Source organism: Hydrotalea sp. GW822-HT8A01 (genome assembly GCF_058798575.1).
On record NZ_CM179506.1, the window covers coordinates 961,486 to 976,469 of the forward strand.

10 protein-coding genes are annotated in these 14,984 nt (G+C 38.8%); all 10 read right to left on the reverse strand.

Annotated features, from left to right (window positions below):
• Positions 1 to 299: 299 nt before the first annotated feature.
• The 10 genes from AC3QLY_RS04205 to AC3QLY_RS04250 all read right to left on the reverse strand — a co-directional run bounded on the left by AC3QLY_RS04205 (position 300) and on the right by AC3QLY_RS04250 (position 14,869).
• Positions 300 to 3,539, reverse strand: a complete 3,240-nt coding sequence (locus tag AC3QLY_RS04205) for a type I restriction endonuclease subunit R (protein ID WP_074419423.1) — start codon at positions 3,537 to 3,539, stop codon at positions 300 to 302.
• Complete coding sequence (locus tag AC3QLY_RS04210) at positions 3,536 to 4,561, reverse strand: virulence RhuM family protein (RefSeq protein WP_074419424.1); 1,026 nt, start codon at positions 4,559 to 4,561, stop codon at positions 3,536 to 3,538. The genes AC3QLY_RS04205 and AC3QLY_RS04210 overlap by 4 nt, the downstream gene beginning before the upstream one ends.
• A gap of 8 nt (positions 4,562 to 4,569) precedes the next feature.
• On the reverse strand, positions 4,570 to 4,998 hold the full coding sequence (locus tag AC3QLY_RS04215) for a GxxExxY protein (protein WP_074419425.1): 429 nt from the start codon (positions 4,996 to 4,998) through the stop codon (positions 4,570 to 4,572).
• A gap of 14 nt (positions 4,999 to 5,012) precedes the next feature.
• Positions 5,013 to 6,218, reverse strand: a complete 1,206-nt coding sequence (locus AC3QLY_RS04220) for a restriction endonuclease subunit S (protein ID WP_074419426.1) — start codon at positions 6,216 to 6,218, stop codon at positions 5,013 to 5,015.
• Between the two features lies 1 nt (position 6,219).
• Positions 6,220 to 7,011 (reverse strand): DUF1828 domain-containing protein, encoded by a 792-nt coding sequence (locus AC3QLY_RS04225; protein ID WP_074419427.1) that lies wholly within the window; start codon positions 7,009 to 7,011, stop codon positions 6,220 to 6,222.
• On the reverse strand, positions 7,008 to 7,529 hold the full coding sequence (locus tag AC3QLY_RS04230) for a DUF6978 family protein (RefSeq protein ID WP_074419428.1): 522 nt from the start codon (positions 7,527 to 7,529) through the stop codon (positions 7,008 to 7,010). Before AC3QLY_RS04230 ends, AC3QLY_RS04225 begins: the two co-directional genes overlap by 4 nt.
• A 5-nt stretch (positions 7,530 to 7,534) precedes the next feature.
• Positions 7,535 to 9,109, reverse strand: coding sequence for a class I SAM-dependent DNA methyltransferase (locus tag AC3QLY_RS04235; protein ID WP_492990715.1), 1,575 nt, complete (start codon positions 9,107 to 9,109; stop codon positions 7,535 to 7,537).
• Positions 9,110 to 9,750: 641 nt separating this feature from the next.
• The gene (locus tag AC3QLY_RS04240) at positions 9,751 to 10,539 is read right to left on the reverse strand and encodes an abortive infection family protein (RefSeq protein ID WP_074419430.1); all 789 of its coding nucleotides are present in this window, start codon (positions 10,537 to 10,539) and stop codon (positions 9,751 to 9,753) included.
• 407 nt (positions 10,540 to 10,946) lie between these two features.
• Positions 10,947 to 11,645, reverse strand: a complete 699-nt coding sequence (locus AC3QLY_RS04245; protein ID WP_218836736.1) for a M48 family metallopeptidase — start codon at positions 11,643 to 11,645, stop codon at positions 10,947 to 10,949.
• Positions 11,642 to 14,869, reverse strand: a complete 3,228-nt coding sequence (locus AC3QLY_RS04250) for a type I restriction endonuclease subunit R (RefSeq protein WP_074419861.1) — start codon at positions 14,867 to 14,869, stop codon at positions 11,642 to 11,644. Before AC3QLY_RS04250 ends, AC3QLY_RS04245 begins: the two co-directional genes overlap by 4 nt.
• Positions 14,870 to 14,984: the final 115 nt, after the last annotated feature.

Here is a 14,984-nt window from a genome sequence, read left to right on the forward strand (position 1 = left end):
GACGCAAAACCGCTGTTACCAGCTGGCGTTCTTGTCCACCGTGTCTGAAAACCATTGTCGTTGAGTTTCACTGTCATTGCCCGTGTCGTGTTGGACTTTGCGGTTGCGTATTTTGTTTTCACTAGGGGAGAAGATTTTTTAATTACTCACTTCATAATTGTTTTTTAAAGGTGTTCGTGAACCGCAAGTGGTTTCAATTTTGTCTGCGAGGGAAAGGTGGAAGCTCTTTTGCAAGCTTTGCCCTGAGCTTGGGCTTGTGCGGCTTGCAAATGTGCTTACACCTGTGCGTTGGCTTGTTCTCATGCTGTTAAATTGTCTGCTAATAATTCTGCTTGCTTTAATACTGTGTCAATTGCCTTTTGTTGCTTGTCTGGTGGATAGCCGTATTTGTTTAATGTCCGCCTTACAAGCACCATGAGTTTTGCTCTTGCACTTTCTCTAATTGTCCAGTCAATTGTTGCGTTTGCTCTTACTTTGTCTGCGATTTCTCTTGCAATTTCTTTTAATGTGTCGTCACCCAAAACTTGAACTGCACTGTCGTTTATTTCGAGGGCATTGTAAAAAGCAACTTCATCATTATTCAGACCGAGTTTTTCTCCTTCCTTGTCAGCTTCTTTAATTTGTTTGGCAATGTTGATGAGTTCCTGAATAATTTCAGCCGTTGTCAGCAAGTTGTTTTGATAGCGTTTTATAGCACCTTCCAACATTTCTAAAAGTTTCTTGCTCTTTACAAGATTTGTCTTGGCTCTTACTTTCAGTTCGTTGTTCAGAATCTTTTTTAGCAATTCGATTGCTAAATTTTTATGCTGCATTCCCTGAACTTCCAAAAGGAACTCGTCTGATAATATTTCTAGTCCTGAAATTTCGGGTTTGTCAATTCCTGCTGCATCAAAAATGTCAATTACTTTATCGCTGCTCAATGCCTCATCAACTATTTGCTTAATCGCAGTTTCAATTTCTACATCTGATTTGCCACCGCCAATTGGAGCATCAAATTTTGCCAACCTTGCTTTCATGGCTTGGAAAAACGCAACTTCGGGTAAATGTGGTTGAACTTCTTCTTTGGTAATACAAAGTGAAAGTGCCTGACTTAACAAACTTACTTCTCTGATAAATCTTTCTTTGCCATCCTGTAAGCCTAAAATGTGTTCTTCTGCTTGCAGAATGATGGAGAGTTTTTCCTGTGCATCTACAACAAAAAATCTGCGGTAGTTGAATTTGAAACTGCCTTCATAATATGCTTCGGGTTCTTCAACTAAAATATCGTTACGGGTGATGCTGTCTTCATTGAACATTTGCTGAACGACTTCCAATTTCTCTTTGAAAATTTCAAATGCTTTTTCAATGTTCTCGGCAGGGTCGCCCTTTCCACCTGCTTCACCATAAAATGAAAGTGCCTTTTTCAAATCTGTTCCAATGCCTAAATAGTCCACAATCAAACCGCCTGGCTTGTCTTTGAAAACACGGTTTACTCTTGCAATAGCTTGCATTAGGTTGTGTCCTCTCATGGGCTTGTCAACATACATAGTATTCAAGCAAGGAGCATCAAAACCAGTCAGCCACATATCCCGAACAATTACCAATTTCAATTCATCAGCAGGGTCTTTCATCCGTTCCGATAAATCCCTGCGTTGTTGTTTGGTGGTATGATGTTTTGAAAATTCAGGACCGTCTGCACTGTTGGTTGTCATTACCACTTTTATAGCTCCTTTGGTCAAATCATCATTGTGCCAATCGGGGCGAAGTGCGATAATTTCTTTGTAAAGGTCGGCTGCAATTCTTCGGCTCATGGCTACAATCATTGCTTTGCCTTCAAAAACAGTTTGCCGTTTTTCAAAATGCGTTACAATGTCTTTTGCCAAATTTTTTACTCGGTCGTGATGCCCAACAATGGCTTCCAACTTTGTCCATTTGGCTTTAGCTTTCTGCTTTTCGGTGAGTTCTTCGTCTTGTTCTAATTCCTTATCAAATTCTTCAATCAATCGTCTGCCTTCTTCGTCCAGATTTACTTTAGCCAATCGACTTTCATAGAAAATTTTAACTGTTGCTCCATCATCAACAGCATCTTTAATGTCGTATCGGTCAATGTAATTGCCGAAAACCTGCGGAGTGTTTACGTCTGTGCCTTCAATCGGTGTGCCTGTAAAACCAATGTAGGTAGCATTTGGCAAAGCATCACGCATATATTTGGCAAAACCATAAGCAATGCGTTTTCCGATTACTTCTTTGGTTTCTTTATCTTTTTCATCAACTAATTTCGCTTCAAAACCGTATTGTGTCCTGTGTGCTTCATCTGCAATCACCACTACATTTTTACGGTCAGAAAGTTGGTCGTAAACGGATTTATTGTTTTCGGGCAAAAACTTCTGAATGGTTGTAAATACAATTCCACCACTTGCCACTTTCAACAATTCTTTCAAATGTTCTCTGTTTTCTGCCTGAACGGGTTCTTGTCTTAGCAACTGAACTGATGAAGCAAAAGTGTCAAACAATTGGTCGTCCAAATCATTACGGTCTGTAATTACCACAATGGTTGGATTTTTCATTTCGGGTGAAGTAATAAGTTTTCCAGAATAGAAAACCATACTCAAACTTTTGCCCGAACCTTGTGTGTGCCAAACAACACCGCCTCGTTTATCTCCGTTTTCACCTGATGCGTTTACAGTTGATTGAACGGCTTTGTTTACAGCAAAGAATTGATGATAGGCGGCTAATTTCTTTACAGTCTGAATTTGTATCAATCCTGTTTTTGCATCTTCCTTTTTCGATTTTTCAAAGACAATGAAGTTGCGAACTAAATCCAAAAGAGTTGCTGGCTGCAACATGCCTTTCAATAAGGTTTCTAATTGTGGCTTAAATCGTGATGCTTCTTTTATACCGTCAGCCGTTTTCCATGTCATGTATCGGCTCAAATCTGCTGAAACGCTTCCTGCTTTACATTCCAAACCGTCTGATAAAATGCAGATGGCGTTGTAAGTAAATAAACTTGGAATAATCGATTTGTAAGTTTGTATTTGCTGATAAGCACTTTTGATGTCTGCATTTTCACTGGCTGCATTTTTCAGTTCAACCACTACCAAAGGCAACCCATTTACAAACAGCAAAACATCAGGTCGTTTATTCTGATTGTTTTCAATGATGGTGTATTGATTCACTACCAAAAACTGATTGTTGGCAGGATGCTCAAAGTCAATCAATGCAACTTCGTGGCTGCGTTCATAACCGTTTTCCTGATAAGGTATTTTTACTTTCTCCACTAACAGACGGTGAAATTCTTCGTTGTTGTGCAACAAGTCAGGTGAAGCAATACGCAACACCTTTTGAACGGCTGCTTCTTGTGCATCTAAAGGAATTGTAGGATTGATTTTGGCAATGGCAGTTCTCAACCGATTGATCAAAACAATCTGACTGAAATTTTCTCTTTCACAAAAAAGCCCTTCGGGTGAAATCTCTTTGCCGTTGGCGTATTCCCATCCCTGCGATTGCAAAATTTCAATCGCTGACTGCTCAATGATATTTTCGGTGATGGGTTTGCTCATTTCTTCTTCTTGGGAGGTGTTATCTTTTTTACCTCTTTATCAAAATCGCTTTCAAAAGTCTTGTCTTGTTTGATGCGGTATTTCTCATATTCTTTTTCAGCTAGTTTCTTGGCAACTTCATGGCTTACTTTTCCTGCATCCTTCAAAATTTTGTATTCATTGAATTGCAGAAACGCATCAATTTTCTGCACCCAATCAGCCATTTTCATCGGTATCTGCCTTGCAGCCTGATTTTCGGCATAGTCCAGATACATGGTAACCACTCGTTCCAGTTCTTTGATTTCCTTTTCAATCAGGTAGTTTTTGGCAATGCTCACATCGGTTTTCATAATCTTGCCTGAAGGTGCATTTTTCCAAGTTTGTAAGCCCATGTTCGGCTCTGATGCTTTGGCTCTTTCGGCAATGATTTGAGCAGCCGTTTTGCCCGTAATTGCCCAATGCAATTTGTTCTGAACGGTTTTGAAAAAGGTTTGTGTGATGTCCGCTTCTTTATTGTAGTCAATGCTGCACTGCTCGTAGATGTCGGTAATTTTTTGATAAAAACGCCTTTCGCTTGCCCGTATCTCACGGATGCGTTCTAAGAGTTCATCAAAATAGTCCTTACCAAAGCGTTTTCCTTGTTTCAGGCGTTCATCGTCCAGCACAAAACCTTTGATGATAAACTCCCGAAGGGTTTTGGTAGCCCAAATTCGGAATTGGGTTGCCTGACGGCTGTTTACCCTGTAACCCACAGCAATAATGGCGTCCAGATTGTAAAACTCCATTTTTCGGGTTACGTTTCGGCTGCCTTCCTGTTGAACTATTTCCAAAATGGAAACAGTTGCCTCCTGAACCAATTCGCCTGATTCAAAGATATTTGCAAGGTGTTTACTCACGGCTGGAACTTCTACGCCAAAAAGTTCAGCCATCCGTTTTTGGGTTAGCCAAAAGGTTTCCCCCGAATAAATGACTTCTACCTTTATGTTTCCTTCGGGGGAACTATACAAGATGATGTCGGATGAATTGTTTTTATTTTCTGCCATTGTCAGAATTAGGATTTTGAGGATTTTGAGATTTTAGGATTGTTTTTGATGTAGTCTTTATTGTCAGGATGATTGACATTATACACTCTCTTGAACTCTAAACTTTTGGCACCGAAATTTATCAGCAGACCTATTGGCAGGTTGTATGCCTGACAATAGTTCATAGCTTGTGCCAGATGCACATCTTCCAGTTTTATTAATGCTTTCAATTCCACCATAATAATGCCTTCCACAAAAAAATCCACTCTGCGGGTGCCAATATCTTTGCCTTCGTAAAAAACAATCATTTCCATTTCACGTTGAAAATCCAAGCCTTGCTTACTCATTTCTATGGCTAACGCCCTTTGATATATCACTTCCTGAAAGCCATTGCCTAATGTGCTATGCACTTTCATGGCACAACCAATGATTCTATGAGTCAATACTTCGTGTTTCATATTCCTATTATCCTTTAATCCTTAAAATCATAATTCAGACGTATTTCCCCGCTCATCAACTTAGGCAGCAAGGTATCCCGCAGCTGGGTTAGCGTGCGGATTTGTTTGTGGTTTTCAAAAATTTTTAAAGTAAGTTCTTTCGCATGTTTTGTAAACTCAATTGCTTTTTCTTTATTAGGTTTAACGAACTCAAAAGTTGGTATTGCTTGTTTACTTAGATGCAAAACAGTTGAACCATTTGCGTTTCCTTCACAATGTCCCTTAAATTCTCTTGTTCTCATTAAGTAATATAGAAACTCAATAGATATCCAATCAATTTTAGGAATAACTTTTACCATGTCCATTGAGATTACCATTGTTTCATATTTGGGATTGCCCAATACTAATGCTGGATTACCAATAACTTCAGCATCTTGAGTAATGTCAGTATGAGCAACAACTAAATCCCCTTCTTTTACAGTTTGTTGCTCCTTATATTTTCCTGTGAATTCTTTAAATCCATCAATTCTAAAACCACCATTTCTATCAAAGCTTTTCAATGAAACCATTGCAGTTGTTGATGGATTTAGTTCAGTGCTTTTGTATGAAACTCCGTTTATAGTGTTAACCAAAGAACCAAGTTCAATAATTTCAGTTGAAGTATTACCCTCCACAAACCACTGCCTGAAAAGCGTTTCGGCTAATTGTTCTAAGGTTTTGTTTTGGCGGTGCAGCAGGTCTATTTTGTCGTCTAAGCTGCTTAATACTTCGGCTATGGCGGTTTGTTCGGGGAGCGGGGGGAGGGAAACAGTTATCTGTTCAAATGTCTGTTTGGTAATAGTATCAAAAACAGCACCATAAGAATTCGAAATGAACTGTGAAATGTTATCTTTTAATAGATAATAAATAAAATCATTAGTTGTTAGTCCTTCCTTTGCATTGATTCCATAGTTAGATTGATTAAATGCCATGTCCCGTCCGAGCATTGATATCACTCCAACAGTTCCTCTCGCTGAGATGATTATTTGCCCTTTTTTCAAAATTTTCGTGCTGCTTTCTTTCAATCCCTTTTCAGTAATTTTTTTCTCAGCATCATAACAATATTTTCTCCCCGTATTAAAGTCAGTTACCGATAGCCAAGGAATATCTCCATTCCAATATTCAGGAACGGACGTTTTAGGTGTACCACCTCCAATAAGCTCACATAGATCAGATAGTTTATATTCCTTCCACTCACTCATGTTATGCAGCTATTTTGAGTTTGCCAATGTTTTCGGGAGTATGCCTTTGGCTCCAAAGTATGAAATCCGCATTTTTGCTTCGTAAAGCATCCAAATATTCTTCCTGTATTTCTTTTTCTTCATCATTAATTACAGCCAGGCCTATTACTTGCTTATTAGTTACTCTTTCCCTCACACTTTTTATGTCTTCCCAAGTGAATAAAAAATTGGGCAGGTTGAGTTTATTCAAAGTATTAAATGACTTCAAAACAATTTCTTTTTCACGGTAAGCAATTTGAAAATCAAAAGTGAACTCCAAACCTGTGCTTCCTTTGGAAATAAACTGTGGTGTATAAATGATTTGCTGTTCGTCTAAATATCCCTGCACATCTTCTTTAAATACGGAAGCAACCGTATGTTTAGCCATCATATACATGTCATTAATTTCTGAAATGGCAGAAATTAAATTATGCTTTTTTTGGGCAAAATTGTTTTCTGTTGCTTCAACAATAAGCTCGTCATCTTGTAATTGAATGCCGTAAGTCAACAATATTCGTTCAAGCAAATCTTTTCGCTTTGGAGAACGGGAAATAGGTGAGCCAATTAAATCCAAATTTTTAATTGTAACTCCATCATCTGACATAAGAATTTTGCCGTTATCCTTTTTAGCATAAACTTCCAGTGTGTCATTGAATAAGCCAATGAACGGAGTGCTGATTACAGCCCAATTGCTTCCTGTTTCGGTAATTACCGAAGTTCTTCCTTTAAGGAAGTCGTAGTATTTATCTATTAATTCGTTTACCCAGTTGTTCATATCAGTATGGGATTTATTCTAAATATCGTTTTTAAATTTATTATCTCATTAAAGCGTTGAAAGACCTCTAACACATCGGCAGATGCCGTAATGCTTTTAACCGGGAAATTGTCATTTGTCAGTGGCAAAGCCCAATCTAAAGTTGTTTTATATCCTTCCACATAGTAGTGAATGTGATGGTCGTGGTAGTCAAAAAACATTCCTGCAAAAGGATGAAAAATTTCAGGGACTTTATCAGTTATTATTTCAGGGTTTTTGTGTTGACCGCTGTAATCAACTCTTAATAATCCTATTTTGGTTTCGCCTTCCAACAGATACAATGAAAGTTTAAATTGGTTCTTTTGGCTTTGTGTTATATCATAAATAAAAACAAAGTCTGCATCGTCAGGCGAAATAAGTGTGTATTTCTGAGTAAAAGGAAAAGGTTGTGTAAATGAAATTTCATCTTTCAACAAACCATTCGTTTCTACCTTTTTAGGCAGTTGCAAAAGATATTGTGCTTGTTCTGTTGTAAACATGTTTTTCAATTATTTGGTAAATCCAATTTTTCCAAATTCCTTCTTATTCTTTCGTTCAATGCATCTTCTTCGGCAATTTGTTTTTCCAATTCTGCTTTTAAAGAAGTAAAGCGTTCGGCAAAATTGAAATCGTCTTCTTCTTCAGCCAGGCCTACATATCGGCCGGGAGTAAGGGCATAGTTTAATGCTTTTACTTCTTCCAGCGTGGCGCTTTTGCAAAAGCCCTGTTCATCGCTGTATTTGCCTTCGTCTGTGCGCCAGTTGTGGTAAGTCTGCGCAATTTTTTCAATATCTTCTTGGCTCAGCTCCCGTGTTCTACGGTTAATGAGGTGGCCCATGTTTCGGGCATCAATAAAAAGAATCTCACCCTTGCGCTGCTGCTTGTTCTTTTTCATAAACCACAGGCAGGCGGGTATCTGCGTGTTCAAAAACAGTTTGGTAGGCAGGTTTACAATGCAGTCAATCAAATCGCCATCTACCAGGGCTTTGCGTATCACATCTTCGCCACTGCTGTTGCTGGTGAGTGAACCTTTGGATAAGACAAATCCGGCTTGTCCGTTGGGCGCAAGATGATAGAGGAAATGTTGTATCCATGCGTAGTTTGCATTGCCACTCGGAGGCACGCCGTATTGCCAGCGTGCATCTTTTTGTAAGAGTTCACCGCTCCAGTCGCTGTCGTTAAACGGAGGATTGGCAATGATGTAATCGGCCTTCAGGTCTTTGTGTGCATCGTTTAAAAAACTGCCTTCGTTGTTCCATTTTACATTACTGCTGTCAATACCTCTAATGGCAAGGTTCATTTTTGCCAGTCGCCAGGTGGTTTGGTTGCTTTCCTGTCCGTAAATAGAAATATGGTCGGCAGGGTTTAATGAAAGTTTTTTGCCTTTGTTTTTCTTATAGTAATCCTGATGGGCTTTAATGAATTTTTCGCTTTGCACAAACATGCCACCGCTTCCGCAGCAAGGGTCAAAAACTCTGCCCTCATAGGGTTCAAGCATTTCAACCAATAGTTTTACCACACTTTCAGGCGTATAGAACTGTCCGCCTTTCTTGCCTTCTGCCAAAGCAAATTCGCCTAAGAAATATTCAAACACTCTGCCCAACAAGTCTTTGCTTTGGGCTTCTTTCGTTCCTAAAGTGGCAGTGCTAACCAAGTCAACCAGTCCACCTAAACTGCCTTTGTCTAATTTTTCCTGTGCATACACTTTGGGCAAAACGCCTTTCAATGATGGATTGTCTTTTTCAATGGCATCCATGGCATCGTCAATGTCTTTGCCAATGGTGGGCAATTTGGCTCTGCCTTGCAGCCATGTCCAACGGGCAGAAGGTGGCACATAAAACACTTTTTCGGCTACATATTCATTTTTGTCTTCGGGGTCGGCTCCTTCATAGTCGCCTTTACCCTCTTTCAGTTTGTTATAAAGCTCTTCAAAAGCATCAGAGATATATTTCAGGAAAATCAGTCCTAAAACCACATGCTTGTATTCGGCAGCATCCATGTTTTTACGGAGCTTGTCAGCCGCTTTCCAGAGCTTCTTCTCTAAGGGTTCTTCAATATTTTCTTTTGCTTTTTTCGCCATTTCTCGGTCTTAATATGTAAAGATTTTATAGTCTGCTAAGTTAAGTTTTATAGTTGCATTGTCGTCATAAGTGCGTGGGCAAAAAAATGGCTCTTTTGGTTTTGCGAAGCGTTGGCTTTTGTGTCGGGCAAAACCAAATGTGCCATTTGTGCGGTGGCAATAAAATTGAATTAAAAAAATGTGCGGTGGGGAAAATAAAAAATACGGAAGGGTAGGCAATGAGTGTCGGCTTACTCGCTGTCCGTTTGAAATATGGTCTGTATGTTGGTCACCTGTTGTCAAAATGGTTTGTCCTTGTATTAATGTTCAATTTTTAGTCGTCTGTTTCGTTGTTGCGCTGTCGTCATACGCTTGCAGGTAACGAACAGGGCTTGCTGCAGGTGTGGCATTAGGTCTTATGTATGAGTTGACAGGATACTCGCTTAAATTTAAGAGTAAAATATCCGCTCATTTTAAAACTTCATTTCCATGGCTAAAGTTAATCAATTAGATTTCACAGGTAGTACCATTTTCTGTGGCCTTGATGTACACAAAGAATTCCGTCAAGCCCGGACTGAAGCCGAGTAGCGAACTGCTGATGATGCTAACAACGTCCAGCCACACTTGCAGCACAGTTCATGTTAGCGGTTCACCCTTCTCTCTCAAAATGGCAAGTCGTCTATTTCTTGTACTACTTGTGTTGGTTGTGGCTTTGGAAACTTTGTCTTGTAATATGAATTAAGAAAAAGTCCAACCGTAGCAACACTGTTGATGATAAAATAAGTGTAAACCGTGTCATTGATTAGATAATCATCTTCGGTCTTTCCATGGAAATCTGTCTTTTCACTTCGCAATTTTTCAATGGTCTGGTTTATCGCTAAAAGTGAACTTGCAATAGTCTTAATCTCTTTAGGATGTTCATCGTTTGTCAAGTTGAACTCCTTTAAAATTATTGATGTCAATTTATAAAGAGTTTCGCCGCCTGTTGTTTTACTAGAAATCCTATCGTCTTTTAAAATTTCTTTGATAATGCTTTCAAGTGCTGAATTAGCAAGTCCAACAGCTAAACTTGGGTCTGCCTCAATTTGTTTGTAAGCTTTTGAAAAAGTGTCATAAGCTGTTTTATATTCGGATTTAAGTTCGTTTTTAAATGTCGGAATTGAGGGAATGAAATCAGGTGTATCAACTCCTAAGTCAATAGCAATTTTTAGCAGCGTTGTACCATCCATTGAACTAAGTGTCGCAAGTAAATCTATTTTCTTATTGTCCTTTTCTATAACTCTAAAGTTCTCCCAATAGTTATTGTTGAAACCATTTGGTTCGTAATTGTCTTCGTGCCATTTGTCAATGTAATATCTAACTTGTTCGTAAGTTGGAAATTCTAACCAAATAGCTTCACTAACCGACTTAACAAGTTTCATCTGATATTTTGGAGAAATCAAATCATTCATCTTCGCAAGTTAATTTTTTTGTAGGATGTCGCAATAGGGTGACCGCTAACGGTTTCGGGCTTGGCGAAGGTGGCGATTTTCACCACGAATGTTGATGCGGAGAACCAATGTTTGATTAACCACAAAACTGTCTGCGGAGCACTTAACCGCCACTTTTGCCAAACCCGTGTTACAAGCTGGCCTTCTGTCCTCCGTTATTGTCAAACCGCTGTCAGTAAAGGTTTTCGCTGTTTCTGTCCAACCGTTTTTGTTTCGGCTGAGGGTGGCGAAAAAATAAAACACCGAAGGGAGGGAAGAAAAAAATGAATTTCTTTTTGGGCTGGTGAAAAGCACACTCTTTTGCAAGCTTTGGTTTGTGCTTGGGCATGTGCGGCTTGCAAATGTGTGTGCTTTTGTGCGTAGGCTTCTCATGCTAGTAATTTTTCTAATTTCATTTTCCACTTTTCCCAGTCTTTCATTTCCTTAGTCTGTAAATCTATAAATTTCTGTGTATGGTCGTGATGTATTAAGTGACAAAGTTCATGTATAATCACATATTCAATACAGCCTTTGGGTGCCTTTATCAATTCAGGATTTAAAATGATTTTTCCTTTTGGTGTGCAACTGCCCCAACGTGTCGGCATGTCACGCAAGACAATTGAACTTGGTTCAACTTTGTGTTTTTTGAATTTGTCAATCAGTGGTTCAGCAATTGCATGGAACTTTGTCCGTGCATGTTGTAAATACCAATTGTCTAATAAGTCCTTTGCTCTTGATTTTTCACTCGCTGTTACTTCAATGAATTTGCCTTTTAGTTTTACAGATTCCTCCTTAGCAATTATAATTTGCAAGCGGTATTGTCTGCCTAAATACAAATGTGTTTCACCGCTTATATATTTTCTTTTCGGTGTTTTTGGTTGAAAGGAAAGAAAGAAGCTTTGTTGTTTAATAATCCAAGGTGCTTTTTTTCTGATTTTCTCTTTCACTTTTTCAATGGTTGTGTCTGTTGGTGCTTTTACCAACACTTCCATTTCAGGTGTTACAGTAATACCAAGGGATTTTCTGTCTGAATACTCCAAACGAAAATCTATTGTTCTGCTTCCAAATTGTATAGCTGCTATCATCATTTGTAACGGATTTTAGCTACTTCAATACAATCTTCTGCAATCTTGTCCATGTCTTTAAATGACAAGTCAACGTTGTATTTGTCTCGTACTTCATCAATCAGATAGTCGCCAATTTCAATCAGCAATTTTCCTGTAATGTTTGTTTTGAATTGCCAGTCAATAATGGGTTTTCCGCTGTCTAAAACAGAATCTTGAATCAGGTCGTCAATTTGTAAAGCCGTTTGTGTTGCGACCTCTTTGCGAACTATATTGTCTTGAATTTTGTCAGAAAGTGCTTCAACTGTCAACCCATAAAAAGCTTTGGCTACATCTCTGTTCTTCAATTGCTCCGGTATATCATTGTCGGTATGAGCCAAAACACTGTTCATAATATCTTGAACTCTGCTCAGGTATTGTGCTTCACTGATTCTCTTGGCTTCATAGTCGGCAATCGTTTCTTTTAGCATTTGCGAAAACTTCTTGTAAAAAGCAGGGTCTTCATCCATTTTCTCCGTAATGTGCTTCGCTGTTCTGCTCGCAATCTTATCTGCTTTGGCTGCTTTGCCAGTGGTGTTTTCTACTTCTTGCTGAAATTTATCCTTATCGAAAATGTTTATCAGTTCAGTGATGGTTTCAATTTTTTCTGTAGTGATGTGTGTGTCAATCAGTTTTTGAATTTGTCCTTCGTATTGTTTGTAGTCAATTTCATCGCTGTATCGTTCAACTACAGCCAATCGTAACTTCAAAAACATAGCTAAATCTTCTTTGTAACGATTGATAACCTTTTCCTCTACTTCCTTATGAAATTGGATAGAGGACAATGCCAGTTTCAAACTCTTGGCAAAGGTTGCTAGTTTATCGTAAAACAAAACCCGTATCGCTTCATCTTTCAATAATTGCTGATAGGCTTCTGCATCTCTTTTGTTGGCTATGGTTTTAAAAATATCCCAAAGGTCTGAATGTTTTTGCGGAAGCTTTTTAATTTCCTCCGAAATATTGGTGAGTGTTCCTGCTAAATCTTCTTCATCAAAATCTTCAAATGAAGAGTACATCTGCAAAGCATCATCCAGATTTTCAATCACACCATAGTAGTCAATGATGTAACCAAATTCCTTGTCAGGATAAATACGGTTTACCCTTGCAATGGCTTGTAATAACTTATGCCCTTGTAAATTTCTAGTGAGATATAAAACGGTGTTTTTAGGTTCATCAAAGCCAGTAAGCAATTTGTCAACTACGATGATGATTTCCGGGTCTTTTTGATTCTTGAAACGGCTGATGATGTTTTTCTCATAGCTTTTTGAATTGCCATGTTCGTCCATCATTTTTTTCCAAAACTGATTTTCCTTTTCAGTTGACTTCTCATAAGCACTTTCTTCACCCTCTCGTTCATCAATAGATGAAATCAACACTTCGCTACTTACAATACCTATTTCATCCAAATATTCTTTGTACTTGATGGCATTCACTTTTTTATCACAAACTAATTGCCCTTTGAATGGTGTTTTTCCTTGCCAATTGTCTCGAAAATGATAGCTGATATCCCAAGCAATCATTCGCATTTTTTGCTCGGCTGAGTTTAGGTGGTCGTAACGAGCAAACTTTTTCTTGATATCTGCTTTTTGATATTCGGTTAATGGCTCTGACACCATCCCGAAGAAAGTGTCTATCGGACTGGCATTTACATCCTGCAAAGCCAATCGTCCTTCATAGAGCAAAGGAACAACTGCTTTGTCTTTAACTGCCTGGTCAACAGTGTAAGCATCAATTACGCCACCAAATTTGGCTGCTGTGCTTTTGTCCTTTTTGAATAGCGGTGTTCCAGTCATGGCAATAAAACATGCATTGGGCAATGTTTTCTGCATGTCCACATTAAAAGTCCCGTGCTGTGTTCGGTGACCTTCATCTATCAGAACAAAGATGTCATGGCTTTCTAATGGTTGATTGATTTTCTTTACTGCAGCCACAAACTTGTTGATGATAGTCGTAACCACTGCATCGCTTTTGCTTTCCAGTAATTCCACTAATCGCTGTCCAGTAGTAGCGTTTTCTACAAACTTGCCACACTTCCTGAACGTGCTCGTAATTTGGTTATCTAAATCGGTTCTATCTGTTACCAATACTATTTTTGGATTGCGTATGCTGGGTTCCATGGCAATGGCTTGTGCCAACATTACCATGGTCAACGATTTTCCACTTCCTTGTGTATGCCAGATTACGCCTCCTTTTCGTTTTCCGTTCTCCACATTTCTGATGCGTTGCATAGATTTTTTAATGGCGAAAAACTGCTGATATCGGGCAACTTTCTTTTCTCCATTGTCAAACAAAACGTAATTGAAAACAATATCCATCAATCGTTCAGGACGACACAATCCATACAAATAATTGTCCTGTTCGGTGGGCAGAATTTCTTCTTGCTCTATTGCATCAAAGTACTGGCGAACATATTTGAAGCGGTCTGAAAACAATTGTTCTTTTATTGAAACTGGTAGTGGCTTATTTTTGAGTTCATGTAATTTGTTTTTATAGTTGCGTTCTTCTTCATCATTGCTAAATTTCTCCTGCCACTTTGCCCAGAACTTTTCGGGTGTGGCGTTAGTAGCATAAGCCGCTTCTTGTGTGGCAATACTCAAAGTGAATTGCGAATACACATACAGGCTTCTGATTCCATCTTCTTGTTGATTACGCAAATGCTGACTGATAGCCTGTTTCAAGGGTTCTTTCATGTCAGGTCGTTTGCATTCAATTATGCAAAGCGGAATGCCATTTACAAACAATACCAAATCGGGGCGGTAATGCTCTTTACTAGTGCTTCGCATTACACTGAATTCTTCTGTTACGTGAAATACATTGTTGCTGATGTTTTTCCAGTCAATGTATTGAAGGGTGAAACTCTTTTTGTCGCCATCTACACTTTGTTCCAATGCCTGACCTAAGGTGAGCAGGTTGTAAACCTTTTCACTGGCTGCTATGTAACCCTCGTTCATGGGCAGATTCTTCAAAGCCAATATGCCCCGTTCTATATTCTCGTCTGTGAAAATGCTGGTTTTGGTAGCACTTACTCGTATGCTGTTTATTTCCTTCAATTGCCTTCGCAGTACATCTTCCAGCAATACATTGGTAGTTTTTCCACCTCTTAACCTTTCCGCTTCTGCCGGACTTAAATAGGTATAACCCAAATTCACCAGCATTTGCATTGCCGGAATCTGGCTGATATGGTCTTCTTTAAAACTTGGAGTGTCCACTTTATGAGTTATGAATGATGAATGATGAGTTATGAACCGTATTTATGTATAGAAAAGAGCGGTTTTCTTTACATGTTGGGTTTGTCATGTATAGGTTTTGGGCATTTTCTATACA